This window comes from Jeotgalicoccus saudimassiliensis (genome assembly GCF_000756715.1).
GTDB lineage: Bacteria > Bacillota > Bacilli > Staphylococcales > Salinicoccaceae > Jeotgalicoccus > Jeotgalicoccus saudimassiliensis.
In genome coordinates this window covers 2,058,752-2,083,505 of the sequence record NZ_CCSE01000001.1, presented here as the reverse complement: position 1 = coordinate 2,083,505, position 24,754 = coordinate 2,058,752, and the positions used below count along the sequence as shown (strand labels likewise).

Annotated in this window: 27 protein-coding genes and 1 pseudogene; 9 read left to right on the top strand and 19 right to left on the bottom strand. The window is 43.0% G+C overall.

What is annotated here, in order from left to right; all coding sequences use genetic code 11:
* The 3 genes from RZ44_RS10395 to RZ44_RS10385 are packed head-to-tail and all read right to left on the bottom strand — an operon-like array spanning nucleotide 1 to nucleotide 2,174.
* A complete protein-coding gene (locus tag RZ44_RS10395; protein ID WP_035811148.1) occupies nucleotides 1–990 on the bottom strand; it encodes a 5-oxoprolinase subunit C family protein in 990 nt (329 codons plus the stop codon).
* On the bottom strand, nucleotides 980–1,708 hold the full coding sequence (gene pxpB / locus RZ44_RS10390; protein ID WP_052108980.1) for a 5-oxoprolinase subunit PxpB: 729 nt from the start codon (nucleotides 1,706–1,708) through the stop codon (nucleotides 980–982). The genes RZ44_RS10395 and pxpB overlap by 11 nt, the downstream gene beginning before the upstream one ends.
* 34 nt (nucleotides 1,709–1,742) lie before the next feature.
* On the bottom strand, nucleotides 1,743–2,174 hold the full coding sequence (locus RZ44_RS10385) for a hypothetical protein (protein WP_035811142.1): 432 nt from the start codon (nucleotides 2,172–2,174) through the stop codon (nucleotides 1,743–1,745).
* A gap of 150 nt (nucleotides 2,175–2,324) precedes the next feature.
* Between RZ44_RS10385 and RZ44_RS11090 the strand changes: the two genes are divergently transcribed.
* Genes RZ44_RS11090 through RZ44_RS10355 form a run of 6 tightly spaced genes read left to right on the top strand, consistent with a single transcriptional unit; the run spans nucleotide 2,325 to nucleotide 6,294 of the window.
* On the top strand, nucleotides 2,325–2,753 hold the full coding sequence (locus RZ44_RS11090) for a GNAT family N-acetyltransferase (RefSeq protein ID WP_052108978.1): 429 nt from the start codon (nucleotides 2,325–2,327) through the stop codon (nucleotides 2,751–2,753).
* Between the two features lie 32 nt (nucleotides 2,754–2,785).
* The gene (locus RZ44_RS10375) at nucleotides 2,786–3,388 is read left to right on the top strand and encodes a CDP-alcohol phosphatidyltransferase family protein (protein WP_035811139.1); all 603 of its coding nucleotides are present in this window, start codon (nucleotides 2,786–2,788) and stop codon (nucleotides 3,386–3,388) included.
* The gene (locus RZ44_RS10370) at nucleotides 3,388–4,326 is read left to right on the top strand and encodes a phosphatidate cytidylyltransferase (RefSeq protein WP_035811132.1); all 939 of its coding nucleotides are present in this window, start codon (nucleotides 3,388–3,390) and stop codon (nucleotides 4,324–4,326) included. The genes RZ44_RS10375 and RZ44_RS10370 overlap by 1 nt, the downstream gene beginning before the upstream one ends.
* A gap of 9 nt (nucleotides 4,327–4,335) precedes the next feature.
* Entirely contained in the window at nucleotides 4,336–4,962 is a 627-nt protein-coding gene (locus tag RZ44_RS10365) for a lysophospholipid acyltransferase family protein (protein ID WP_035811129.1), read from the top strand.
* A gap of 2 nt (nucleotides 4,963–4,964) precedes the next feature.
* Entirely contained in the window at nucleotides 4,965–5,501 is a 537-nt protein-coding gene (locus RZ44_RS10360; protein ID WP_141639018.1) for a hypothetical protein, read from the top strand.
* A gap of 22 nt (nucleotides 5,502–5,523) precedes the next feature.
* Nucleotides 5,524–6,294, top strand: a complete 771-nt coding sequence (locus RZ44_RS10355) for a class I SAM-dependent methyltransferase (protein WP_035811126.1) — start codon at nucleotides 5,524–5,526, stop codon at nucleotides 6,292–6,294.
* 119 nt (nucleotides 6,295–6,413) lie between these two features.
* Here the strand turns inward: RZ44_RS10355 and RZ44_RS10350 are convergent.
* From RZ44_RS10350 to RZ44_RS10300, 11 genes and pseudogenes are all read right to left on the bottom strand, one after another.
* A pseudogene (locus RZ44_RS10350) lies at nucleotides 6,414–7,964 on the bottom strand (IS1182 family transposase); the annotation flags it as partial.
* A gap of 217 nt (nucleotides 7,965–8,181) precedes the next feature.
* Entirely contained in the window at nucleotides 8,182–9,075 is an 894-nt protein-coding gene (locus tag RZ44_RS10345) for a YitT family protein (protein WP_081962396.1), read from the bottom strand.
* A 99-nt stretch (nucleotides 9,076–9,174) separates the two neighbouring features.
* A complete protein-coding gene (locus RZ44_RS10340; protein ID WP_035811123.1) occupies nucleotides 9,175–10,401 on the bottom strand; it encodes a metal-dependent hydrolase family protein in 1,227 nt (408 codons plus the stop codon).
* A 17-nt stretch (nucleotides 10,402–10,418) separates the two neighbouring features.
* Nucleotides 10,419–11,570 carry a hypothetical protein gene (locus tag RZ44_RS10335; RefSeq protein WP_035811120.1) on the bottom strand — a complete coding sequence of 384 codons (1,152 nt, stop codon included), beginning with the start codon at nucleotides 11,568–11,570 and terminating at the stop codon, nucleotides 10,419–10,421.
* 93 nt (nucleotides 11,571–11,663) lie between these two features.
* Nucleotides 11,664–12,851, bottom strand: a complete 1,188-nt coding sequence (locus RZ44_RS10330; RefSeq protein ID WP_035811117.1) for a DUF4129 domain-containing protein — start codon at nucleotides 12,849–12,851, stop codon at nucleotides 11,664–11,666.
* Entirely contained in the window at nucleotides 12,848–14,056 is a 1,209-nt protein-coding gene (locus tag RZ44_RS10325) for a DUF58 domain-containing protein (protein WP_035811106.1), read from the bottom strand. The genes RZ44_RS10330 and RZ44_RS10325 overlap by 4 nt, the downstream gene beginning before the upstream one ends.
* Nucleotides 14,046–15,002 carry an AAA family ATPase gene (locus RZ44_RS10320; protein WP_035811104.1) on the bottom strand — a complete coding sequence of 319 codons (957 nt, stop codon included), beginning with the start codon at nucleotides 15,000–15,002 and terminating at the stop codon, nucleotides 14,046–14,048. The genes RZ44_RS10325 and RZ44_RS10320 overlap by 11 nt, the downstream gene beginning before the upstream one ends.
* A gap of 102 nt (nucleotides 15,003–15,104) precedes the next feature.
* Nucleotides 15,105–15,935 (bottom strand): MetQ/NlpA family ABC transporter substrate-binding protein, encoded by an 831-nt coding sequence (locus RZ44_RS10315; RefSeq protein WP_035811102.1) that lies wholly within the window; start codon nucleotides 15,933–15,935, stop codon nucleotides 15,105–15,107.
* Nucleotides 15,935–16,759 (bottom strand): MetQ/NlpA family ABC transporter substrate-binding protein, encoded by an 825-nt coding sequence (locus RZ44_RS10310; protein ID WP_052108974.1) that lies wholly within the window; start codon nucleotides 16,757–16,759, stop codon nucleotides 15,935–15,937. The genes RZ44_RS10315 and RZ44_RS10310 overlap by 1 nt, the downstream gene beginning before the upstream one ends.
* A gap of 15 nt (nucleotides 16,760–16,774) precedes the next feature.
* Nucleotides 16,775–17,461 carry a methionine ABC transporter permease gene (locus RZ44_RS10305; RefSeq protein WP_035811100.1) on the bottom strand — a complete coding sequence of 229 codons (687 nt, stop codon included), beginning with the start codon at nucleotides 17,459–17,461 and terminating at the stop codon, nucleotides 16,775–16,777.
* Nucleotides 17,458–18,192, bottom strand: a complete 735-nt coding sequence (locus tag RZ44_RS10300) for a methionine ABC transporter ATP-binding protein (protein WP_035811098.1) — start codon at nucleotides 18,190–18,192, stop codon at nucleotides 17,458–17,460. Before RZ44_RS10300 ends, RZ44_RS10305 begins: the two co-directional genes overlap by 4 nt.
* 136 nt (nucleotides 18,193–18,328) lie before the next feature.
* Between RZ44_RS10300 and RZ44_RS10295 the strand changes: the two genes are divergently transcribed.
* Complete coding sequence (locus RZ44_RS10295) at nucleotides 18,329–18,706, top strand: VOC family protein (protein WP_035811095.1); 378 nt, start codon at nucleotides 18,329–18,331, stop codon at nucleotides 18,704–18,706.
* Between the two features lie 55 nt (nucleotides 18,707–18,761).
* Here RZ44_RS10295 and RZ44_RS11365 read toward each other — a convergent pair whose 3' ends face one another.
* Together RZ44_RS11365 and RZ44_RS10290 are read right to left on the bottom strand one after the other, a co-directional pair.
* A complete protein-coding gene (locus RZ44_RS11365; protein WP_171816129.1) occupies nucleotides 18,762–18,905 on the bottom strand; it encodes a hypothetical protein in 144 nt (47 codons plus the stop codon).
* 349 nt (nucleotides 18,906–19,254) lie between these two features.
* Nucleotides 19,255–20,028, bottom strand: coding sequence for a class I SAM-dependent methyltransferase (locus tag RZ44_RS10290; protein ID WP_035811092.1), 774 nt, complete (start codon nucleotides 20,026–20,028; stop codon nucleotides 19,255–19,257).
* Nucleotides 20,029–20,148: 120 nt separating this feature from the next.
* Here RZ44_RS10290 and RZ44_RS11360 point away from each other — a divergent pair, with 120 nt between their 5' ends.
* Nucleotides 20,149–20,325, top strand: a complete 177-nt coding sequence (locus RZ44_RS11360) for a hypothetical protein (protein WP_171816128.1) — start codon at nucleotides 20,149–20,151, stop codon at nucleotides 20,323–20,325.
* Between the two features lie 73 nt (nucleotides 20,326–20,398).
* Complete coding sequence (locus RZ44_RS10285) at nucleotides 20,399–21,880, top strand: MDR family MFS transporter (protein ID WP_035811090.1); 1,482 nt, start codon at nucleotides 20,399–20,401, stop codon at nucleotides 21,878–21,880.
* A gap of 16 nt (nucleotides 21,881–21,896) precedes the next feature.
* Here RZ44_RS10285 and pepT read toward each other — a convergent pair whose 3' ends face one another.
* From pepT to RZ44_RS10270, 3 genes are read right to left on the bottom strand one after another with little or no spacing between them, the layout of a single operon-like run.
* Nucleotides 21,897–23,117, bottom strand: coding sequence for a peptidase T (pepT, locus tag RZ44_RS10280; RefSeq protein ID WP_035811089.1), 1,221 nt, complete (start codon nucleotides 23,115–23,117; stop codon nucleotides 21,897–21,899).
* An 18-nt stretch (nucleotides 23,118–23,135) separates the two neighbouring features.
* Entirely contained in the window at nucleotides 23,136–23,642 is a 507-nt protein-coding gene (locus RZ44_RS10275; protein WP_035811087.1) for a GNAT family N-acetyltransferase, read from the bottom strand.
* A 17-nt stretch (nucleotides 23,643–23,659) separates the two neighbouring features.
* Nucleotides 23,660–24,718: a D-alanine--D-alanine ligase family protein gene (locus RZ44_RS10270; protein ID WP_035811084.1), complete on the bottom strand. Its 1,059-nt coding sequence runs from the start codon at nucleotides 24,716–24,718 to the stop codon at nucleotides 23,660–23,662.
* Nucleotides 24,719–24,754 lie beyond the last annotated feature (36 nt).

Genomic DNA, 24,754 nt, shown 5'->3' with positions numbered 1-24,754 from the left:
TTAGCCCTCCATTAATTGCGCAATGCTTAAAGCATCCCGTCTTCTCGCATTATTAAATTTCACTGAAGTTTCAATGTAAGTCCCGTCAGTCAGTGCTTTCAGGCTGTCTTTGTATAAACCGGATGCTTCTTCCACACTGATTTCTGTAAATGTAATTTTTTCACCCGGCTTTTTCTGGGCAATTTTAGGCAGGTCCACTTTGGCAACTGTACCGATTTTTTTATAGCCGCCCGCTGTCTGGCGATCTGCCAGCAGAATAATCGGCTGACCGTTTTTCGGTACCTGAATACTGCCAAACTGCGTCGGTTCACTTAATATATCGTCAGCGTCGGATGACTCCAGTACCGTACCTTCAAGTCTGGCCCCCATCCGGTCACTGTCTTTTGTTACTGTATATTCACTGTCTGCAAAAGCGAGTCTGCTGTCTTTTGTGAAACGGTCATACTGCTGTCCCGGAATAAACCGGATTTCAGTACCTTCAGCTTTTTCTTTCCGAATGCTTCTAAAATTGTGCTCAACAATTTTACCTTTAACCGGTAAAACGTCCCCTGCTTCAAGCACCCGGCCTTTAAAGCCGCCCATTTTGCTTCGCGTATGTGTGGAATAGCTGCCGAGCTCCTTCGGCAGATCCAGTCCGCCGCTGAAAGCTGCATATGTACGGGCGCCTGATTTTACTCCGCCAAACTTCACGATGTCCCCTTTAACAAGATCGAGCGCGGTTCCTGTATTATAAGGTTCACCGTTAATTGTCAGTTCCATCAATGCGCCTGCTGTTGCCATGCTTGTACTGTGCAGCACTTCAAAAGTTACCCCGTAAAGAGTCATCTCGAGCACAGCGGTATCATTACTGTTGCCGAGCAGTGCATTCGCGAGATAAAAGCTTTCATAGTCCATGACCCCCGCAGGTGTGAAACCGTATGATTCATAACCGTACCTGCCTAAATCCTGTACAGTCGTAAAAAGTCCCGGATTAATAATTTTAAGCGCCATGCTCTTCACCTCTTGTTTCGACTTCCACCGTGTACTCACCGTCTGCATACGCATTTTTTATACGGCAGTACTCCTTTTCATCTATCGGTATATAGATAATTCTGTCTCCGGCTTCGTAGAGAATCGCATTCTCCCGTTCACTGTCATAAAGCGGTATCGGTGTTCTGCCGAGCAGATTCCAGCCGCCCGGGGAATCAAACGGATACATACCTGTCTGACGCCCGCCGATGCCGACCGAGCCTGCCGGGATATTTGTACGCGGTGAATCAAGTCTGGCTTTATGCAGCTTCTCGCTGAGTCCCCCAAGGAACGGGAATCCCGGCATAAATCCAAGCATATAGACAAGGTACTCTGTATTGCTGTGCATCCGGATGACTTCATCCGGAGTCAGGCCGTTCTCTTTAAAAAGTCCGAGATCCGGTCCGAAATCCCCGCCGTAGCATACAGGTATTTTAACGGTTTTATATGTATATTCCCGGTCTTCCAGCTCATCCATATTGAGCTTCTGAACTGCTTTCGTTATTTTTTTTACGTCGGCTTTCAGCACATCAAAATAAATAATTAGACTCGTATAGGATAAAACGATATCTGTGATGCCTTCCTGCCCGAGCCCGGTGACAGCATTTTTCAGCTGAACCAGCTGTCTGTTGATCCGCTCATCAACTTCGCTGCCGAGATTAATTGTCAGTGCATCTTCCGCATACTGTTTTACTTCCATGGTCATGCTCCCTTCCGTTCAATGCATAACTCCGTTAACTGTTTTCGAGTCGCTCCATATTCTGGTTAAACTGTTTTTTAATTCTTGGAATCTTCAGTGCATAGACTGCAAATGTCGCTGCAGAATCCGTAAACAGCTTCGTCGATATTGTCACTTCCGAACGGTCTTCAACCGGAACGACATTAAACATTGTCACGAGCGTCCCGGCAGTTATTTCTTTTTTAAGCTCAATTCTTCTGTTCTTTGTATAACTGGTAATCTCAGTTTCGACAGGCGAATCACCATATCGTAATATACCTTTTGTACCCGCTTCACGTGAATTTAATGCACCGTTGAGATATTCAATATCAGTTAATTTTTCAATACCTTTTAACAGTGCCTCGTCGCTGTCAACCGTTCTGAAAATTTCCGCAGGTGTTTTATCTATTTCCCGATGATAAAAATACAATTGTAATTGAAGTTCCATTAATTCCACCCTGTTTCCCAAGTATTTTACTTTCATATCACTGTTATTTGAAACCGTATACAGTTATGATTATAAACAACAGTACAGTTTCTTTCAATGTCAGAAAATTCTTGTTATAATAAAGTACTTACATTAAACACGGGGTGAACCATGGTTATTATTTCAAATGAGAAAAACATGTCCCGCGACGACGTTGTCGAACTTTACACATCCGGAGATGAAGAACTCTACACAGATTACGATGAACTCTATCAGAGTATCCTCGGCTCGGATTACTGTATTACAGTCCGTGACGAAAACAGGCTGGTCGGTATTATCCGTTCAAACGGTGACGGTAATATGAACCAGTATATTGCAGAAATCGTCATGCATGCCGGTTATCCTACACATGGCATCGGTTCAAAACTGCTCGACACTTACTTAAATGAAACAGCAGATGTCAGTAAAATATACATATTATCCCACACGCATTACCGTACATCGTTTGCAAAGACGTGGCTGCAGTATAAAGGGTTTAAACTTCTCGCAGAAACCGAAAGTATCATTTTGTATCTGCTCGATCGGGAAATTAAATACTAGCTTCCGGCTAAAGAATATTGGAGTGATTTTAAATGATCAGCATTTATGAATTAAAACCAAAATTCCAGCAGATGCTTATGCCGTTCGTCGACTATCTTTATAAACATAATGTCACCCCTAACCAGGTGACTGTATCAGCATGCCTATTATCCATAATTATAGGTATGCTTTTTTATTTCAATTTTGAGTCCGGCTGGATATATGCGGTACTTCCTGTCTTTATGTTTGTCCGGATGGCAATGAATGCCATCGACGGTGTACTTGCAAAGAAATTCAATCTGGAAAGCAGGCTCGGCAAGTTTTTAAATGAACTCACCGATGTTATCAGCGATACTGTATTGTTCATACCTTTTATACTTTTGACTCAAACGTTCCAGGCGGCTGTTATTATATTTATCGCGCTTTCCATCATCAGCGAAATGTCAGGTGTTCTTGCGGAAGTCACTTCAGGCAAACGGCGGTACGACGGTCCGATGGGTAAGAGTGACCGCGCCTTTCTGATCGGCGCTGTTTCAGTACTTATTCTGTTCAGCGTCCCGCTTGAACCCTACCTGCACATCGTCTTTATTGCCGCTTCACTGTTAATCGCAGTTAATATTTATAAACGCGTACTTGGCGGACTGGAGGAAAACTGATGAATATAAATTTACTGACAGATGAAGTACTTTACGTACTGATTGGTATCGTAGCAGTACTCGTCATCTCGACAATTATTACTAAACTTATGAAACAGAAAAATAATTCGGACGGCCTGAAAGAAGTTGAAATGCGTATCCGCTCCTGGTGGGTGATGTTTATAATCTTTACGTTTGCCCTCGTTATTCATTCGACCATTTCACTGATTTTTATGGCTCTGCTCTGCTTCCTTGCGCTGAAAGAATATTTTTCACTTATACCGTTTAACCGCGCACACCGGCTCGTTCTGTTCTGGGCATATCTGACGATTCCCATTCAGTTTCTGTTAATATATCTCGGCTGGTACGGCATGTTTATCGTATTCATACCTGTATATATGTTCCTGCTTATTCCGATACAGGCAATTATCGTCGGGGAGACAAAAAACTTCCTCCGATCTATTGCGACAGTTCAATGGGGAGTCATGCTGATGGTATTCGGGCTGTCCCATCTTGCATTTCTGCTCGTGCTGCCGGGACGCGAAAACAGCATTGCCGGAGCAGGACTGGTACTGTTTCTCGTCGTCCTGACACAGGCGAATGATGTTGCACAGTTTATATGGGGGAAAATGCTTGGCAAGAAGAAAATCATTCCAAAAGTGTCTCCTAATAAAACATGGGCCGGATTTATCGGCGGTGTGCTGACGACGACAGTTCTCGCTGTTATACTTGCTCCGCTGATTACACCGTTTTCCCTTGTTGCAAGCATTATTGCCGGGCTGTATATCGGACTGACCGGATTTATCGGTGATGTTAATATTTCTGCACTGAAACGGGATTTGAATATTAAAGATACCTCGGCAATTATTCCGGGGCACGGCGGAATTTTAGACCGTGTCGATTCACTGACATATACAGCACCGCTGTTTTTCCACTTTACGAGATACTTCTACTTTTAGGTGATGACTATGAAAAATCTGCTGTTTGCTATTTTGGTAAGACCGGTTATTCTGTTTATCCTCGGACTTAATATACGCGGCAGGAATAAGCTGCCGGATAAAGGTCCGTGCGTCATTATTGCGAATCATAACAGCCACCTCGATACACTCGTGCTGATGTCTCTGTTTAGAGGAAGAAGCTTTTCAAAAGTCCGTCCGGTGGCTGCGGGTGATTACTTTATGAAAAATAAATTCCTCGCTTTCTTCTCGACGAAAGTAATGAACATCATTCCGATTGAACGAAAGATGACACGCGATTTCAGGGGAATGTTTGAGCCGGTACTGTCAGCGCTCGATGATGATGGAATTATTATTCTGTTTCCGGAAGGATCACGCGGCGAAGCGGAACAGCTGAGTAAATACAAAAGCGGAATATATTATCTGATGCGTGAACAACCGGGTATTCCGATTGTGCCGCTGTTTATTCACGGTCTCGGTAAAGCGCTGCCGAAAGGTTCATTTGTGTTTGTACCGTTTTTTATCGATATATTTGTCGGAGAGACGTTTTACTATACGGATAACCGTCATGATTTTATGACGGAACTGAACGAACGTATGGATACACTGCAGCGGGAAGGACACTTTAACGAATGGTAATGATGATGCTGGTTTTTATATGGGGATTCAGTGAAGCTGTATGGTTTTTTATCATCCCGGATGTTATTTTGTCGCTGCACGCACTCCGGACAAAAAAATTTAAATATGTTCTTTACGCGAACCTCATCTGTGTTACCGGCGCAGCGGCCGGCGGTGTATATGTGTTCATCTGGAGCAGTCTCGATGCCGGGCGGGCAGAAGCTTTTATGACCGGTATTCCTGCGGTTCACGATTACATGATTGAACATGTTCACCGCGCTATGACCGACAGTATATTGACAGCATTGATTACCGGTCCCCTGTTCGGCGTACCCTATAAACTGTTTGCTGCAGCCGCACCTGAATACACAGGAATTGTTCTGTTTCTGCTGTTTACAGTTCCTGCAAGACTGCTCAGATTTATCGCTGTATCTACAGTGGCATTCGTACTGTCAAGCTATGTATTTACAACGTTATCAGGACGTTTAAAAATTATCATCTGGTGCTGTGTATGGATTACTGTCTACTTTATATACTTCAGCATACACAGCCCATTTTAAAAAAGTATAAAGGATGAAAACAATGGATAATAAACAGGATGTTAAAAAGCAGTTCAGCAAAAGTGCAGGTTCATACGTCAGCAGTAAAATACACCGGCTCGGCGGAGATTTACATACATTAATTGAAATGGCGAACGCCGATAAAAAAGACGTTGCATTAGATGTCGCAACAGGCGGCGGTCACACCGCAAACGCACTGGCACTGCTTGTACATCATGTGACAGCTTTCGACCTGACTCCGGAAATGCTGGATGCCGCTGAAAAATTCATAACCGGCAGCGGGCATACCAATGTGGATTTCATTGAAGGAGATGCAGAGAAAATGCCTTTTGACAATGACACATTCGATATCGTCACATGCCGTATTGCCCCTCATCATTTCCCTGATATTAAATCATTTATAAGCGAAGTTTCCCGGGTATTAAAACCGGGAGGGCGTTTTCTGCTAAATGATAATACAGTACCTGAAAAAGACGAATTCGATCATTTTTATAATAAAATTGAAAAGCTGAGAGACTACAGCCATTTCCGCGCATGGAAGAAAACAGAATGGTTCCGGATGCTGGAAATGGCAGACTTTGAAATTTTTGATATGCACCGTTTTGAAAAGACATTTGATTTTGAAGACTGGTGCGCCCGCATGCAGCTGACACACGAAGAGACAGAGAACCTGAATCATATTATGATTCACACAGAAGAGGATATAAAACAGAAATTCCGCATAAAGGAATTTGACGGCAAAGTTGAAACATTCCAGGGCGAAGCAATGCTGCTGAATGCTGTAAAACGATAAAAAGGGGCTGGGACAAAAGCCCTGAATCAATAAGAGAAACGGCTTGGACATCTTGATTTTAAGATGTCCAAGCCGTTTTGTGATTGTTTGAGTATAGAAAGTACAGGTTGCCGGACGAGTTTTCTCAGGTTCACCGCCATTAAAGCGATGCCCAGCTCGTTACGCACCGGATCTTTCCCTCGTACAGACATCCGAGTGAACCCTAAATTCGCCTTCAAATTCCCAAAAGTCGTTTCGACATCGATTTTGCGTTGGGCATATCGACGTCGACCTTCTGGGCTTGAAAGCGTCTGCGTCACCTGGGCTTTGAAATACTCCAGGTTCATATTTTTTTGAATCCGTTTCGGCTGGTCCGGTGCAGATGTTTTACACAACGCCATCAACGGACAATCCCGACAGTCCTCGCATTCATATATTTTAAATACTCGCTGATAACCATATGTGTCCGTTCGAGTGGTATGACGTTTCAAAGGTAGTCGGTGATTGTTCGGACAGACATAGTAATCATCGATTTCGTTATATTCCCAATGATTCGGATGTATCGCATCTGTTTTATACCGTTTCTTTTGTTCTTTATAGTACGTATTGTAGGGAATCAATGCCTCACGTTCATATTTGTCGGCCACGCACTCATAATTGAATTCACTGCCATACCCTCCATCGGCGACAATATATTCCGGCAGGTGTTGGAACGTGTGCTGCATCGTATGAAGAAATGGATCGAGCGTGCGGGTATCGGTGGGATTCCAATAAATATCGTATCCCAGTACAAACTGATTGTTGGTCGCAATCTGTAAGTTATATCCGGATTTCAACTGACCGTTCTGCATGTGATCATCTTTCATTCTCATGAATGTCGCATCCGTATCGGTTTTGGAATAACTGTTGCGATCGCCCATCAGTGAGCGTTGTCTCTGGTAGTTGAGCCGTCGGTCCAAGTAATCCTTCATCGCTTTCTTGGATTTGCGAATCTCTGAGCGTTCCGACCGAATGGCTTTACGGGTCGGCATATCTTCCGTACCGTTAATCTGTTCAGTTAAACCGGTTTCGCTTTCTATCAGTTGCGTATGGATATGCGCCAATTCTGATGCCGTTAATGGCCCCTCCGATTCCCGAATCATTTCCGGAATCACTTCTGATTCAACCAGGGCTTCATATTTTGCTTTGGATTTTTCCAGCAACGCAGCTTCGTGCCGGTCGATATTCTTTCTAAAGACAAACGTATACTTATTGGCATTCGCTTCAATTTTTGTACCGTCTATAAAAATCGCATCCGACTCAATTAAGCCATTGGATTCCAGCTGAGTTCTAAACTGGATGAATGCAGATTGAAGCAGCGCAGCCATCTTCGGATGCGCGCGGAATCGGTTAATCGTTCGATACGATGGGGTTTGATTTTGGGCCAGCCACATCATTCGGATACTGTCCTGCAGTAATGCTTCGATTTTACGACCGGAAAATGCAGACTGGCTGTAGGCACAGAGTAAGATTTTCAGCATCATTTTGGGATGATAGGACGACGCGCCCTGGGAGGGTCTAAAGCCATCAAACACATCTTCCGGCATGCTTTCGACCAGCGTATGCACCGCTTTTGATATATCGCTATCTGGGATCAGGATTTCTGTTTCGAGTGGCAGTGTGATTTGGTTCATGTTATAATTTTTATACATAAGATTCCTCTTTCCTTTGTGTGTTGTGGTAACTACATTGTATATGAGGGTCTTATTTTTTTGTAGATATATCGTATATTTCCATATAAAAAAGCGCACTTGACTCCTAGGGGAGTAGCGTCTGCGTGAGACTACAGGCTCACGCGACGCCCCTGGAAAGCAAGTGCGCTTTTTGATTTAGAGACTAGACTTTTGTCCCAGCCCCTTTTTAAACTGATTAAATCAAGTAGTTCCCGAGTACACTGTTTACATCGTGTACTACGACAAACGCCTGATCGTCATTCGCTTTAATAAGTCGTTTCAGACGATTAAGCTGTGATTTGTTTATGACTACAAACAGAATATCTTTTTCTTCTTTTGAATAGTACCCGTGCCCGTCCAATATCGTTACACCCCGGTGTATTTTCGTATTGATCAGGTTGGCAAGCAGGTCCGGATCTTTTGAAATAATCGTCACTGCCTTTTTCGGATTCATACCTTCTATAATGAAGTCCATTACTTTTGTAGCGATGTATAATGCGATTACTGTCAGAAGCACCTGCTCCAGCGACATTACAGTCAGTCCAATTGTTATAACAATCAGGTCAAAGAACAGCAGTGCATATGATACGTTGACATCCAGAAATTTATTCGCCATTTTGGCAAGCAGCGTCGTTCCTGCTGTCGTTGAACCGATTCGGATAATCAATCCGATACCCATTCCGATAAACAGGCCTCCGAACACTGTATTAATTAAAATTTCATCCGTCTGTATCTGCCACGATTCCGTTATCCATAATGCAAGTGACGTCATTGGAATCGTAAATATAGTATAAATCATTGCCCGTTTGCCTAAAAATTTAAAACCGACAATAAGTATGACAAAGTTCATAATCAGATTGGACAGCGCTGTCGGTATTCCGAATGCATAGAATAAAATGATGGATATACCGATGAATCCGCCCTCACCGAGGTTTCCTGCAATCATAAAGCTGTTTACACCGATAGCGAAGAGAAATGATCCTACGATGATGGTCAGAACGTTAATTAACGTCTGCACTGTAAATTGAGAGTTAAATGAGAGCTTTATCTTTTCGAACCGGGTATTCTTTAAAGCTTTTCTGATTTTCATGCATATCCCCCTCTGAGTGCTTGTACTTTTTCTATGTTATATTACTTTAACACATCTTTCAACGCATGAAAAAAGCCGTCCCGAAGGACAGCTTATTTTTTACAGAAGATTTTTTAATATCTTTCCGTCTTTGGCAACGACTTTAATTTCATCATTATTTTTAAGAATCCCGATATCTTCCAGCGGATTTTTATCCGTTAAAATAAAGTCTGCAATATAATTTTCCTTAACAAGACCAAGGTCTTCTATCTCCATGCATTCGGCTGCATTTTTCGTGGAAATGACGATGGCATCCATCGGTGTCGCTCCCGATTCCACCATCAGTTCAAGTTCTCTTAAGTTCGTACCGTGTTTAAACACGCCGGCATCCGTACCCATCGCAATTTTCACGCCTGCGTCATACGCTTTTTTAAAGCTCGCTTTATGTTCTTCCATGACTTCCTGCGATTTCTTGAGACCGACTGCAGAAATTCCAAGTTCGTCGGCAAATTCAATAACCGAAACCGGTGCAAGCAGTGTCGGAACGAGGTAAGTTCCTTTTTCTATCATCTGTTCAATCACTTCATCATCCAGATAAATACCATGTTCAATCGAATGAATACCCGCTTCCACACAGTTTTTAATGCCTTCAAGTCCCTGTGCGTGCGCCATCACTTTCACACCGTTTCTGAACTGTGCCTCTTCAACGATTACTTTTAACTCATCCATTGAATACTGCGTAAACTGAGGATGGTCGGTCGGACTCGACACGCCGCCCGTCGCCATTACTTTAATGACATCCGCCCCGGCTCTCAGCAATTCACGCGTTTTCTTTCGTACTTCCTCCACACCGTCGGCAATACCGTCCGGCATACCTTCATACGGACGCACAAGTCCAAGGTCAATCCCCGAATAATTATAGCCGTCACCATGGCCGCCTGTAATAGACAGTGCATTAATCGAAACCTGCATCCGGGGTCCTTTAATAATGCCGTCATTAATTGCCTGCTTAAAGCCCAGTGAACTGCCGAGCGCATCACGGACAGTCGTCACACCTGCATTAATTGTGCGTTCCGCATATTGAACCGCTTCATAGAAATGATAAGAAAACGGTGTTGCCACACGGTCTGCCAGCGGTTTGAACTCCGTTGATAAATGAACATGGGTATCGATCATACCCGGGAGCATATATTTGCCCTGCCCGTCGATAACTTCCCCGTCTTCAATATCTGCTGTACTGCCGATTTTAGTAAATCGGCCGTCTTCGATTACAACCGTTACATTTCCCTCGACGTCAGCACCGCTGCCGTCGATTAAGTTTATATTCTTTACAATCAGTTTACTCATTATAACTATCTCCTTTTTTAAAGCATTCCCATAACAAATGATGCAACAACTATTGAAGCAACCGTTACCGTAACGAATCCGCCGATCAGCATCGGTATCACTATTTCGTTAAAGACACGTTTTTCATCCACCTGGTTGTCAGTCGTACTGCGCGATACTTCTTCACAAATAATATAATCTCCCGGGAAGCCGACCAGCGCAGTAAATGCGATCGGCATTCCTTTGAACGGATGCCAGCCGACCAGTTTCGACGCGATTAATCCGCCGATACCAAGCCCGCTTATACCGCACAGCAGGATAAGCAGTACTGCGGGTATGTTATTGATAACATCCTGCGGTGTAATACCGCCCATCGTACCGATGATTACGAAGATCAGTGCAACCATCATAAAGCTGAATGAGTTTGATTTCTCGAGCACACCTTGCGGAAACAGTCTTCCGTTCAGCATTAAAATACCAAACAGCAGACAGAACAGCGTATAGTGAATACCTGTCCATTCGCTTAACACTGTAGCGGCAGCCGCCAGTACAAATAATGCGAACAGTAAAATGATATTGTTTTTCAATAAATTGAATCTTACGGTTTTTTCTTCCTCGTTCTGTGCATCTATTTCTTCTGCCGTTGCCTCTGTCGTCCCGACAAAATGAGAAGCATAGCGTTTTAAGAAGAACGAAATTAACGGCATACCGATTGGTGTCTGGAATGCTGCAATTAATACAGGTATCACAATGATTCCTGTCATCCCTAGTTCAGTTAATTTCTCAGTCGTAATCAGCAGCGCAACAACCCCGCCGGAAATAGGTCCGACACCGCTCGCCGCAGTTTCAAAATCAAATACTGCAGGAACTATTAATAATACAAGCAGAAGTGCCCCGAGCAACCCACTGAGTGAAATTACGACTGCACGCCACTGTTTCTTTAATATACTTAGAGGCATCAGTGTTCCCATATGTATAATAATCGGCCCGATCAGTATTGCACCCAGTGCAGGCAGCGTGGATAATTCTAAAATATTCTCAGGGAATACCCCTGTCCATGTTAATAATAAGAAGCCGATCATCGCTGTCATCAGCATCGGAATACGTGCTCTCGTATAAATTGAGATTACTTCTCCGAGTGCCAGTAAGGAAAACAGCATGACCGTTGCAACTATTGGCTGTTCAATCATAATAATTCCCCCTCAAAAGGTAATGTTTGAATTATACGATAATTCAAACATTACTTAAATATGATTACGCTTCCATAGTTGAAATTTTCTGAATTAACTACTTTTATCCCCAAGTAACGGCTTAATATTTTTAATCATTTCCTTAAATTCATAAAACTCCTCAGCTGTCATCTCCCTGCTGTCATACCGGTATTGCTTGTATCGTTCAAGCAGTTCCGTATTCCCGATATTCATCCGTTCTGCCCATTCATCTATCGTCTCACCGTGATAACGGCCGAGGTTCCTGCCGGCCAGCCACTTCTCAAATGCATAATACTGTTTTCTGACTTCCCCTTCCGGAACAGAGACCGCCGGTGTCAGTTTTTCTTTCGTTGTACTTGTTCGAACAGATGTAGTATAACTTTTACTCTCAGCAGTACTTTTCACCGGACGGCTGCGTTTTCTGAAGTACATCAAGAGGAACACTCCAATCCCAATCACAGTCAGAACGATTAAAATCGTCATTACCGGCACTTCACTTACCGCAGTTGTTCCTTCAAACGTTTCATTTACCGCATTACCGTCCTCATTCACTTCCATCTGTTCCTGCTCCATATCGGGAAATTTAAATTCTACTGTTTCCAGAAATGAAAAGAATGGCCGAAGCAGCATTATAAAACCGTTTATCAGAAAGATGATTACCGTCTGCACTGCAAACTCCGCGTACTTATACAGTCCTGTAAATAATGCGGCCGCTGTAATCAGAAAAGCTGATGAAACAGCAAATACCCATGCACGTGAAGTGAAATCCCATCCGCTTCCTGTCATCAGCATAAAAATTCTGCCTAAAAAGTAAAAGACAAACATGCCCGCTGCAATCAGATGAAGCTGCAGCTGGTGTGCATCAATTTCCGGGGTATTAATCAGGTTTAAAATAATAACGAACAGCAGCATAATAATCATCATCTTCTCGTTATAATGATTGTCAATATTATCGTGCAGCTGCTCAAGCGTCCACACTGAAAAGCCCGCAATTAAAAGTGCTGTAAGCCAGTATGATCCTGTCAGCACTAACAATATAATTCCCAGCGGAACGAGGAAATATACTGCCTGCAGACTGAATCTCTCTGCGATGACATGACTTAATACAAGCAGTATAAAAATTACTGCTCCGAGCGGCAGCAGATAACTGTCCCCGGGTGCGGTGTTGTGAATGTTTATCAGTACGGCCGTCAGTCCGGGTACAAACATGTCGACTGCAAAATAAAACACAAATTTTGCATAGTAATTTACCCTGCTCATCCGCCCACCGCCTTAAGCTTTCCTGAATTGCCGCCATATCGTTCAAGCCCGTTATCATTCAGCTGATAAATCGTAATACCTTTGCGCAGAAAGTATTCAAGCTCCCTGTCAATCAGCGCATCAGTTTCTCCGGTGAAAATAATGTGCGACGGCACTTTTTCATACAGCCTCACATGATTCAAAAATCGTTCAAATGCAATCGTAAAAGTCACAGTTTTAATTTTCGCGAGCGCTTCAAGTACCGGTCTGTAACTTCTAAGTCCATTCAGCTCATCGATTCTGAAGTAACTGCCTTCGTCAAAAGTTTTCATGTTCGCAATCATGCTGTAGGTTATATCTTCTTTTGCAATTTCCCCAGTTAAAAAGCTCAGTTTCTCAAAAATTCTCTCAATGTTTTCAGGCGGTGCAAATACTGATTCAGAGCGCAGATTGATGAGTATCAGCCATTCTGTATACGTCGTTTTCTCGTATATCTTTGACTGCAGCTCCCCCATACGAGCCGACTGTTTCCAGTTAATGTCCCGAAATGAATCAATTTCCATATACTCCCGGTTTCCGAGTGTCAGCAGTGGATCGTTGTACAGCGATTCATTATTTTTAAAAACACCCTGAGCAATTTTAAATTTAATCGGCTCATTATGAACGGCAAACTTGTCCGGGTAAATCATAATTTCATGCTTTGCCGGTCCGGTCTGCCTTAAATCCATACTGCCGAAACCGAAAATTCTCGGCACGCTGATGCGGCTGTCAACGATATAACTGACTCCGCGCCTTGACGCTTTATAAGGTATTTCTATTACCGTTTCTCTTTTCGGCAGCACAGTAAAAACTGCAGTTGTTTCTGTCTGCTGACGGATCTTAAGCGCTTGATCATTGTTAAACTTAATATCATTTCCTGCGGTTACGGTCATTTCCGCACTAAGCACCGGCATAATACCATTTTGTGCAATACGGATTTTAAGCACCCCTGTCTCACCTTTATAATGCCTGACTTCATCGTTAATAATTTCCACACGCAGATGCTTCATTACATTTTTTTCATAGTATCTGTTCAGTATCATTGCTGAAATCAGTATTCCGATTATAAAGACGATGTATATATTTAATGTTGCCGCATAAAAAACATCAAGAATAATCAGCACTGACACAATGACAGTAAACAGTGAAGCCGTCTGTGTTTCACTGAAATCATATTTATACTTCATTCCGGCTCACTCCAAATTCAACAGGCACTTCTGTGTCATTTAGAATGTCCTGTATCAGTGCCTGTTCCGTCGTCAGTGTCATCCCTTCTATATTAAGTACAATGCGGTGGGCCAGTACGTACGGTGCAATATATTTCACGTCTTCCGGAGTCACGTAATTACGGTTGTTAATCAGGGCCTTCCCCATCGCCGCACGCATTAACCCGAGTGCCCCGCGCGGTGACACCCCAAGTGCTGTGTGCCTGTGCTCCCTCGTCTTATGAACAAGATCAATTATGTATTCTTTAACAGTGTCATTAATACGAATCTCCGCTGCCTCTGCTCTCAGCGCCATAATATCCATCCGTGTAAATACGGGTTTCACATCAATGATATTTTTTCCTCTATGCATATCAAGCATTGTCAGCTCTTCTTCCCGTTTCGGATAGCCCAGTGTAATTTTCATTAAAAAGCGGTCCATCTGTGCTTCAGGCAGCTCAAACGTCCCCTGTCTGGATTCAATCGGGTTCTGCGTTGCCAGTACGATAAACAAGTCATCGAGCTTCACTCCCGTACCGTCAATCGTCACCTGCCGCTCCTCCATTACTTCAAGAAGTGCCGACTGCGTTCTCGGTGTCGCCCGGTTAATTTCATCAGCGAGCAGTATATTCGTTTTAACCGGACCCATTCTAAGCTCAAAACTCTGCGTTTTCGGATTATACATATTCATTCCCGTAACATCAGCCGGCAGCACATCCGGTGTAAACTGAATACGTGCAAAATCACCGTCCACTGTACTTGCCACAGCTTTTGACAGGACCGTTTTCCCCGTTCCCGGTACACTGTCAAACAGTATGTGCCCTTCCTGAATCAGACTGATAAACACAAGTTCGATGACTTTCTCCTGCCCGATAATTACTTTTCCTATTTCTTCTTTAAATTGCTTTAGTTTCTCTGCTGCTGTCATTCAATATCCCCTCATTTGTATGCGTTTTCCTAATTATAGCAATATTTGAACAAAATAAAAAAGCACCGAGTAAGGGAGGTCAAACTCGGTACTTTCATAAAATTATTCTGCAGGCTGACCAGGTTCAAACGCCGGTGTAAACATCTCATGTTCCGCCTCTTCCATCAGAAGGTCGTATACTTCCTGAGATGCCAGTGCGCGTTTTGCCGCCTGCATTTTAGGACTGTCTGCTTTGCCTTCACGGGTTACCAGCTGGAAGGCAAATCTTTTCTCATCTTCATCTTCAAGTAAAATTGCATCTTTCGGATAAAGACCGATATTCGCTATTAAGTTCGGGTGTTCAAACACGAGTTCAACACCATCTTCATATGCCGCTGTTAAGTTGAACAAATCGACAGGTGTAAACTGCAGATTTTTAGGGTTCTCGACAATATCGGATACTGCCGCATCGATTCCCGTGTCTTCAGCCAGCGTAATCAGTCCTGCACTGTCCAGTATTAACAGCGCACGCGCTTCGTTCGGCGGATCGCTTGGAATTGCCACTTCCGCACCCGATTCTATTTCATCAATTGACTCGTAGACAGGTGAATAGAAGCCGACATTCGAAATATAAGCCGGCTGTATTGCTACCAGATCTGCTCCCGCTTCTTCATTAAAACCCTCCATATACAGTTCGTGCTGGGCCAGACTGCCGTCGACTTCATCATTAAACGTCGCTTCATTATACTGAATGTTATCGTTCACCGGCAGCAGCTCCATCGTATATGGTTCCTCAATCACTTCAGCTGCCACTTCGACCATTGTAGTCAGCGGCTCCGACTGGGATGCGATGACGATATGCGTATCATCCTCAGAAGATGTTGTCTTGTCATCATTTCCGCACGCTGCAAGAAACAGTGCCATTACAAAAAATAAAGGATATAGTTTCTTCATTATTCTTCACCCGGTTCAAATGAAGGCTCAAGGTGGCCTTTATCAGCCAGTTCATCGAGGAAATCATAAACTTCCTGAGATGTAAATGCCTTGTTCAGCGCTTCGATTTTTTCTGAATCTTCATTGCCCTCACGTGCAACAACGCGGAGTGCAAATGTGTTGTTATCATCATCTTCAAGCAGTACTGCATCTTCCGGTGTCAGACCAATCGGTTCAATATACGTCGGATAGTTGAAAACAAGCGGAATTCCATCTTCATAAGAGGCACTTAAATTCAACAGGTCAACGTGTGTAAACTTAAGGTTTTTCGGATTGTCTTCAATATCATCGACCGTCGCTTCAAATGACACATCATCAGCCAATGTAATAATACCCGCGTCATCCAGAATCATCAGTGCACGCGCTTCGTTGGTCGGATCGCTTGGAATTGCCACTTCTGCTCCGTTTTCAAGTTCATCGATTGAATCATATACCGGTGAGTAGAAGCCGACAATTGCATTGTATATTTCCGACATCGCAACGAGATCTGCGTCACTTTCTTTATTAAACTGTTCCATAAACGGTTCATGCTGTGCGAAGCTCGCATCCGCCTCGTCGTTAAACACAGCTTCGTTATACTGGATGTTATCCGCCACTTCAACCAGTTTAACTGTGTAAGGTTCCTCGATTGCTTCTCCCGCGATTTCGACGATATCCGTCATCGGTGTCGTCTGGGCAACTACTGTAATTTCATTGTTCTCCTCCGCAGTTTCTTCCCCGCCGCATGCAGCAAGCATTAATACACAGGCACTTACAAAAGTTCCCATCCAAATTTTTTTACCCATCATACTAATCTCCTCTTATCTTTTATCAATTTTTCTTGCAAGCCACAGACCAAACCACTGTGCAATTTGTACAAATATTATAATCACGACGATTGCTGTATACATAATGTCTGTTTCATAACGCTGGTAACCGTATCGGATTGCAAAGTCACCGATACCGCCCCCGCCGACAACCCCCATAATCGTCGAATATGAGATGAAACTTACAAACGCTGTCGAGAAGCCGATTATTAATGAACTTCTCGCTTCAACAAACAGGAAACGGTACACGAGCTGCGGTATTGAAGCCCCCATTGCCTGTGCGGTTTCCAGAACTCCTTTTGGCACATCGAGCAGCGACTGCTGCACAAACCGTGCATACAGTGCAATCGCAATGACCATCAGCGGAAATGATGCGGCGACTGGATCACCTGTTGCTCTGCCGTACACTTCACGGATCAGCGGCTGCATCGCTATAACAAGCAGCAGAAACGGAAATGAACGGACAATATTAACGACGACGTTTGCTGTATGATATATAAATTTGTTCTCTAGCGGCTTATCTTCATCCGTTAAGTAAAGCAGTGTGCCGAGCGGCAGCCCGAGTACTATTGCCGCAGCCATGGCAAATCCCATCATAATTCCTGTTTCGTTTAAACTTTTCAGGAGATTCGGCCAGTATTCAATAACGCGTTCAAAATAAATAGATATCATCTCAATCATTTTTTAAGCACCTCTACTACCCGTTCATAATAAGAGGCTTCCGATATCACATGCGATGACGGCTTAATATCAATCGTATCGATGATATTACCTGCTTCCAGCACCAGCGTCCGGTCGCATAAATGTTTAATCACGTTCAGTTCATGCGTTACGACAACGATTGTCATCCCATACACTTCATGTGCCCGTCTCAGAACACCGACAATTTCGTCTGTTGTCTTTTCATCGAGTGCACTCGTCGGTTCATCACAAAGCAGTATTTTGGGATTTGTTATTAATGCCCGTGCAATACCTACCCGTTGTTTTTGTCCGCCTGACAACTGTCCCGGATAACTGTTTTTCTTGTCACTGAGTCCGACAAAACTGAGTACTTCATCCACATCTAAAGCGGATTCAAATTTATGCAGTTTTAACGGCAGTGTGACATTTTCAAGCACTGTCTTGTTATTCAGCAGATTAAACTGCTGGAAAATCATGCCGATTTTTTTACGGTACTGTCTCAGCTGTTTCGGCGACAGGTTCACAACATCTTCGCCGTCTACCGTAACTGTTCCATTATCAGGGGTTTCTAAAGCATTAATCATACGGAGAAGTGTCGATTTACCCGATCCACTCTCACCGATAATGCCGAATTTTTCACTTTCCTTTATGTGAACAGATATATTGTCCAGGGCACTGAAAGGTCCATTTTGGCCCTGATACTGTTTAACAACACCATCTAGTGCAATCATTTAATGCCCCCTTAAAAAAATTAAAATACGGGAAACTGTTATAATAAACTCAGATATGTAACAGTTACAAACTGTATCAGTCTGTTCTCATAAAATGATAAACAATACTATATCAGTTGTAAAGGGGGAAAATAAAATGAGAGCGGCAATGCCCTTTCTGACGTTTGAAGGACGTGCTTTTGAAGCGCTGGAATATTATAAAGAGGTGTTCCATCACTTCGATATTATTCAATTGGTGAACTATACAGGATCAAATAAAATCCAGCAGGCAGTAATACGCATCGGTGATATGCATCTGATGCTGCGTGACTCTGATGTACCGTCAGAATTTACGTTTACACCAAGTATGTCTGTTTATATTGAATGTACAGATATAAATGAAATTGAAATGCTGTACAGAAAGCTGAAGAAGAACGGAGCCATCCACATACCGCTGGATGATTATAATATGAGTAAACGCTACGCGTGGATTCAGGATCAGTTCGGTGTATCCTGGCAGTTAAACTTACTTTAAACACAAAAAAGCCATTCCTCTCTCTTCAGGAATGGCATCTCTATTTATATATTTTTTAGAAAGTCAGTGCGCTGATTAATTTGTTAAGAAACGGGCGCTTAATCTTTTCTTTTTTATCTGTAAGAATTGAATTATTATACGCAACCTCTTTATATTCCTGCATACGAACCTCTGCTGTAAGTTTATCAGATACAAACATTTTAGCTCCTCCTTTTGAAATTTTTATATTAGAGTATTTCTCTGTACCTCTTTTATGTATCTTTATAATACTATATATACCAAGGGTTTTCAAAGATTATGTGATGTTTTTACCAAAGTAACTCTATTGAAAATTTTTAGTTAATTCAAGTTTGAATAATAAGTAATGTAGTTAAATTTTATGTAGAGTTACACCACATACATATTATTCATTTATATGCATAATTAGATGCATTGTTATCGCTTTCATTAATTAATTATGTATTGAAACGTTTTCATAAAAATCTGTCCAAAATAAAAAAGGACGAAATAATCGCCCTCTTTCTCATACTGTTATTTCTTTTTGTTTCTTAATATTGCCACGTTAAGTGCGTGCGTAACTTTATGTTTTTTTCCTCATCCATTGACTCGAGGATGTCTGCAATTTTTTCCATTGCTTTGTCCATCTGTTTCTTTTTAAAAGCAACAAGCCATGATGATGTTCCGAGTCTGCCAAGCCATTCCTGATCAGTAAATTTAACTGTGTATTCATATTTAAAGAAATCTTCAAGATCAAGTCTTGCATGTCGCCAGTCGCCGAACCATTCAACAGGGAAACCATTAATTGTCTGAATCGAATCTTCTTTTGAACCGGCTTTTTTCAATTCATTGTGCTTTGAGTTTTTCTTAACGATTTTCATGGATTCTTTAACCATCTTGTTCGACGCTTTAAATCCAATATCAGCAACGATTAAAATACCGTCCGGCTTAAGTATGCGCTTCATTTCCTTAGCTGCCTTATCACTGTCGAACCACTGCCACGATCTCATAACGATTACAATGTCATATGTGCTGTCCGCAAGATCAGTTTTTTCTGCTGTACCTTTAGTGAAACTGATGCGGTCATCATTACCGATATACTCTTTTGCTATTTCAATAAAATCTTCCGAAGGTTCCACTGCATCGACAATTGCACCGTGGTCACTTAATGATTTACTTAAAAATCCCGGGCCGGCTCCGATATCTGCAACTTTACTCCCGGACAGTTCAATACCTCGTTTAGTCAGCTCTTCAAAAAATGCACTTGGAATATCGTTTCTGTGTTTAAAATACTCCTTGGCATAATTATGAAATTTCGTCTTCATAATAAGTTTCCCTCCACTAATACTGATTACCTTATATTATCAAGGTATTTCACTCACATGTCTAGCCCAAGGTTTGATAAGATTTAGAGATACAGCATTTTACCTTGAAGGAGGAATTTTATGACACGAACTTTAATATCTATCGTGCTGATGGCACTGTGCTTCCTGGGTTTCCACTGGGTTATTGAAACTTTCTTACCATCAATAAGTGACACATATGCGTTACCGATTTCGCTGCTTCTTGGGATAACTGTCGGTTTCTTTATTTATATTCAGATTGATAATCGTATCGGATAAATGTTTTTAGTGAAATTTAATTTAATATGGGGTATAATAGCTAAATTGATTTTAAGCTAAAAGGGGAAAATAAATGTCTGAAATAACTCAGAAAAAACCGGATTACAGATTAATTATTATATTATTATCCGGAGCTTTCATCTCGTTCTTATCCAACACTTTTTTAAATGTCGCGCTTCCCGCCATCAAAAATGATTTCGGAATATCCACATCAGCTGTTCAATGGGTTTCAACATCCTATATGCTGGTTTCGGGTATTATTATACCGACCACGGCATACCTGATGCAGAAATTCAGTGCCAAAACACTTTTTCTGGCAGCTATGTCACTGTTTCTCGCCGGTACACTCGTTGCCGGGTTTTCACCGACTTTTATCGTACTTATATTAGGCCGTATGATTCAGGCGACAGGTTCCGCAATGCTGATGCCGCTTTTAATGAATATTATGATCACCAGCTTTCCGCCAGACAAACGCGGAACAGCAATGGGTCTGTTCAGCCTTGTAATGTTCTTTGCACCTGCTATCGGACCGACACTGTCCGGTATCGTTGTCGAAAATTATTCCTGGCACATGCTGTTCTACATGATGGTGCCGGTACTTGTAATCGTTCTTGCCGTCGGGTTCTGGCAGTTGCCGGATGTTCAGCAGCATCGGGAAGCCCACATTGATATTTACTCTATTGTGCTGTCGACAATCGGTTTCGGCGGTGTACTTTACGGACTGAGCTCAGCAGGAGAATACGGTCTCGCAAGTTCAAGCGTATTAATTCCGCTGTTTTTAGGACTTGCAGCTGTAACACTTTATGTTATGCGACAATTCAAATTGGAACACCCGATGCTCGACTTCAGAGTTTACAAATATTCGATGTATACAATTGCTTCACTGATTATCGGTGCGGCCAATATGGCTTTATTCGCGGGAATGATTTTAATCCCGATTTTCATGCAGGACATCCAGGGCTTAAGCCCGCTGGATACAGGACTGCTGATGCTGCCGGGTGCACTGATTATGGGGCTGATGAGTCCCGTATCAGGTAAGCTGTTTGATATTTACGGTCCGAAAGTAATGGCAATTACGGGTCTGACACTCGCAGTAGTGACAACATTCTTCCTGAGCCGTCTTGAAGTCGATACTTCATTTACGTACTTATTAACAATTTATATGATACGCGCGCTTGGGATGACCATGGTAAACACCCCTGTTATGACGAACGGGATGAACTCCCTGCCGGCACATTTAACGCCGCACGGTTCATCACTGAACAGCATGCTTAATCAGGTCAGCGGATCAATCGGAATTGCACTCCTGATTACAGTAATGCAGACATATACAAACATTACTGTCAGCAAAATGGATAATCCGACAGAAGCAATGATTAACCAGGCAACGCTTGAAGGCATTAACCTGTCATTCCTTGTCGGTACTTGCTTCCTCGGTCTCGCACTCGCAGCAGCATTCTTCCTGAAACAATCAAGTTCGGGTGAAACGATTGGCAAAGGCCTTGCCAAAGCACGCCCTATAAGCGATGAATCAAAAAAACTCAGCAGAGATTAATCTCTGCTGAGTTTTTTTATCTTGCGTTCAGTTCAATTATTTTAACGATTGTTTCCGCTGATTTCTCCATATCGTCAATCGAAGCGAATTCAAATTTACCGTGGAAGTTTTCTCCTCCGGTGAAAATGTTCGGTGCAGGCAGTCCTTTATACGACAGCTGAGAGCCATCTGTTCCGCCGCGTATCGGTTCGATGACCGGTTCAATCTCCAGTGACTTCATCGCTTCTTCAGCCAGTGTCACAATTGACATATCCTTCTCAATAACTTCTTTCATGTTGTAATACTGGTCGTTCATCTCCAGTTCGATGACCGCTTCAGGATATTTGCCCCGGAATGCTTCTATCTTCTGTTCAACAGCTTCTTTACGCGCTTTAAATGACTCTGAATCAAAATCACGGATAATCATACTGAATTCCGCTGTTTCAACGTCACCCGATAAGTTCAGCACGTGGTTAAAACCTTCGTAGCCTTCCGTCTTTTCGGGTGTGTCATCCGCATCAAATCCTGTAACAATATCAGCCGCGATGCGTACAGCATTAACCATTTTGTTTTTCGCCGTCCCGGGGTGCACACTGTTTCCTGTAACTTTCACAGCAGCGCCCGCAGCGTTAAAACTTTCATACTGCAGTTCACCAAGCGGTCCGCCGTCGACTGTATATGCAAAGTCTGCATCGAATCGTTCAACGTCAAAGTCATGCGGCCCCCGTCCGATCTCCTCATCAGGTGTAAAGCCTACTTTAACTGTACCGTGTTTAATCTCGGGATGTTTAAGCAGGTATTCGACAGCAGTGATAATTTCCGCAATGCCGGCTTTGTTATCCGCACCGAGCAGTGTCGTACCGTCGGTCGTCATCAGCGTATGGCCTTGATAATTATTTAAATTTGGGAACTGTTCCGGCGTCAGCACGATATTCAGTGCTTCATTCAGTACAATATCCCCGCTTTCATACTTAACGAGCTGCGGTTTAACATTTGTTCCTGTAAAATCTGTCGCTGTATCCACATGTGCCAGAAACCCGATGGTCTTTTTACCTTCCGTATTTGCCGGCAGGGTCGCATACAGATATCCCTTATCGTCGAGATTAACGTCGCTCATACCGATGGCATTCAGTTCTGTTTCAAGTTCTTTTAACAGATTCCACTGTTTGTCAGTCGACGGTACCGTTTCACTTGATGCGTCGGACTGGGTGTCAATTTTTGCATACCTAGATAAACGTTCAATTAATTCTTCTCTCATTCAGTTCATCCCCCGTTGTTATATATTATTAATATCATCGTAACCGTAAAATGATTCCTGTATATCCACACCGTCAATCGTAATCGTTTCTTCACCGAGATAGCGGCCGCCCATATGCTGATAAAAGTTCACGGCCGGGTTCTGTGACAGTACAGAGACAATCATTTTCTTATAGCCCCGCTCTGCCAGGTTGCGCGCCGCATGTTCAAACAATGCACGGCCTGTCCCATTTCCATGCACATGCTGATAGGAATATATCGCATACAGTTCCCCGTCAAATTCCGGATACGTACCTTTATCCCTGTTTTCACCGCCGATTGCAAAGCCGACGATTTCTCCTTCTGCTTCCGCAACATAAAGCGGCTGGTTCTTCGCTGCCTGCTTCCAGATTTTTTCCCGCTTTTTAACATCCAGACTGTCGAGATAACTTTTCGGCACGATGCCGGGATAAGTAGTGCGCCAGCTTTCAACTTGAACTCTCGCTATACCTGCAGCATCTTCAGACACAGCCAATCGGATTGTCATACATAGATCCCCTTTACTTAAGAAATATCTGTTTTTAATCTTTCAGAACGTTCATATCTCTCGAGACTTAATTCAATCAGCCTGTCGAGTGTTTCACTGTACGGTACACCTGAAGCTTCCAGCAGTTTCGGATACATACTGATGCTCGTAAAGCCGGGGAGTGTATTGACTTCATTTACAATCACTTCCCCGTCCGGTGTCAGAAATACGTCAACTCTTGCCATGCCCTCACAGTCAAGCGCTCTGAAAGTTTCACGTGCTGTCTGCTGGATTTTCTCCATCGTGTCCCGGTCCATCTCGGCCGGAATATTCAGCAGTGCGCCGTTCTCATCCAGATATTTTGAACTGTATGAGTAAAAATCTGTCTGCGAGACGATTTCCCCCGGCATTGATACGTGCAGCTCTTCGTTGCCAAGTACAGACACTTCAATCTCACGACCGTCAATGCCAGTTTCAATCATCACTTTCGTATCAAAAGAAAAGGCTGCATCAAGCGCTTCATAGAACGTTTTTTCATCGGATACTTTTGAGACTCCGACAGATGACCCCTGATTTACCGGTTTGATAAACATCGGCAAGCCGAGTTTGTCTTCGGCATGCTCGAATGTCTGTCCGTCTTTTTCGTAGTAATTAAGAACGATCGACGGTGCGACTTTAATACTTTTCAGCTCAAGAAGTCTTTTCGTCATATCCTTGTCCATACACACAGCTGAGCTTCTTACGCCGCATCCGGCATAAGGGATGTCTGCCAGTTCAAGAAGCCCCTGTATCGTTCCGTCTTCCCCTGCAGTACCGTGAAGAATCGGCAGCACCGAATCCAGCTGAACCGGGCTGCTGTCGGCTACAAGTCCTTGTGAGGGAGCGACTGTAAGCTTCGTACTGTTGGTACTGTCAAGCGTCTTAACGCTGTCATTGTCAGCTGCAAGCAGCCATTCACCCTGTTTTGTAATATGAATGAGTCTGACATTGTATTTTTCTTTATTTAATGCTTCAAATACGCTTTTCGCAGAACGAATTGAAACTTCGTGTTCTGTCGATTTACCGCCGTATATAATACCAACGTTTATTTTACTCATAATATAAGCCCTCAAATCTGTTTATTCTGTAATGTT

Excerpts from the sequence above, each read along its gene's own strand:
- RZ44_RS10315 (WP_035811102.1), bottom strand. The coding sequence starts at position 15,935 with ATGAAGAAACTATATCCTTTATTTTTTGTAATGGCACTGTTTCTTGCA.
- RZ44_RS10355 (WP_035811126.1), top strand. The coding sequence starts at position 5,524 with ATGGATAATAAACAGGATGTTAAAAAGCAGTTCAGCAAAAGTGCAGGT.
- RZ44_RS10290 (WP_035811092.1), bottom strand. The coding sequence starts at position 20,028 with ATGAAGACGAAATTTCATAATTATGCCAAGGAGTATTTTAAACACAGA.
- RZ44_RS10375 (WP_035811139.1), top strand. The coding sequence starts at position 2,786 with ATGATCAGCATTTATGAATTAAAACCAAAATTCCAGCAGATGCTTATG.
- RZ44_RS10275 (WP_035811087.1), bottom strand. The coding sequence starts at position 23,642 with ATGACAATCCGATTGGCTGTGTCTGAAGATGCTGCAGGTATAGCGAGA.
- RZ44_RS10395 (WP_035811148.1), bottom strand. The coding sequence starts at position 990 with ATGGCGCTTAAAATTATTAATCCGGGACTTTTTACGACTGTACAGGAT.
- RZ44_RS10385 (WP_035811142.1), bottom strand. The coding sequence starts at position 2,174 with ATGGAACTTCAATTACAATTGTATTTTTATCATCGGGAAATAGATAAA.
- RZ44_RS10285 (WP_035811090.1), top strand. The coding sequence starts at position 20,399 with ATGTCTGAAATAACTCAGAAAAAACCGGATTACAGATTAATTATTATA.
- RZ44_RS11365 (WP_171816129.1), bottom strand. The coding sequence starts at position 18,905 with ATGTTTGTATCTGATAAACTTACAGCAGAGGTTCGTATGCAGGAATAT.
- RZ44_RS10370 (WP_035811132.1), top strand. The coding sequence starts at position 3,388 with ATGAATATAAATTTACTGACAGATGAAGTACTTTACGTACTGATTGGT.
- RZ44_RS11090 (WP_052108978.1), top strand. The coding sequence starts at position 2,325 with ATGGTTATTATTTCAAATGAGAAAAACATGTCCCGCGACGACGTTGTC.
- RZ44_RS10320 (WP_035811104.1), bottom strand. The coding sequence starts at position 15,002 with ATGACAGCAGCAGAGAAACTAAAGCAATTTAAAGAAGAAATAGGAAAA.
- RZ44_RS10295 (WP_035811095.1), top strand. The coding sequence starts at position 18,329 with ATGAGAGCGGCAATGCCCTTTCTGACGTTTGAAGGACGTGCTTTTGAA.
- RZ44_RS10270 (WP_035811084.1), bottom strand. The coding sequence starts at position 24,718 with ATGAGTAAAATAAACGTTGGTATTATATACGGCGGTAAATCGACAGAA.
- RZ44_RS10305 (WP_035811100.1), bottom strand. The coding sequence starts at position 17,461 with ATGATTGAGATGATATCTATTTATTTTGAACGCGTTATTGAATACTGG.
- RZ44_RS10340 (WP_035811123.1), bottom strand. The coding sequence starts at position 10,401 with ATGAGTAAACTGATTGTAAAGAATATAAACTTAATCGACGGCAGCGGT.
- pxpB (WP_052108980.1), bottom strand. The coding sequence starts at position 1,708 with ATGGAAGTAAAACAGTATGCGGAAGATGCACTGACAATTAATCTCGGC.
- RZ44_RS10300 (WP_035811098.1), bottom strand. The coding sequence starts at position 18,192 with ATGATTGCACTAGATGGTGTTGTTAAACAGTATCAGGGCCAAAATGGA.
- RZ44_RS10310 (WP_052108974.1), bottom strand. The coding sequence starts at position 16,759 with ATGGGTAAAAAAATTTGGATGGGAACTTTTGTAAGTGCCTGTGTATTA.
- RZ44_RS10335 (WP_035811120.1), bottom strand. The coding sequence starts at position 11,570 with ATGATTGAACAGCCAATAGTTGCAACGGTCATGCTGTTTTCCTTACTG.
- pepT (WP_035811089.1), bottom strand. The coding sequence starts at position 23,117 with ATGAGAGAAGAATTAATTGAACGTTTATCTAGGTATGCAAAAATTGAC.
- RZ44_RS11360 (WP_171816128.1), top strand. The coding sequence starts at position 20,149 with ATGACACGAACTTTAATATCTATCGTGCTGATGGCACTGTGCTTCCTG.
- RZ44_RS10345 (WP_081962396.1), bottom strand. The coding sequence starts at position 9,075 with ATGAAAATCAGAAAAGCTTTAAAGAATACCCGGTTCGAAAAGATAAAG.
- RZ44_RS10325 (WP_035811106.1), bottom strand. The coding sequence starts at position 14,056 with ATGAAGTATAAATATGATTTCAGTGAAACACAGACGGCTTCACTGTTT.
- RZ44_RS10360 (WP_141639018.1), top strand. The coding sequence starts at position 4,965 with ATGATGCTGGTTTTTATATGGGGATTCAGTGAAGCTGTATGGTTTTTT.
- RZ44_RS10365 (WP_035811129.1), top strand. The coding sequence starts at position 4,336 with ATGAAAAATCTGCTGTTTGCTATTTTGGTAAGACCGGTTATTCTGTTT.
- RZ44_RS10330 (WP_035811117.1), bottom strand. The coding sequence starts at position 12,851 with ATGAGCAGGGTAAATTACTATGCAAAATTTGTGTTTTATTTTGCAGTC.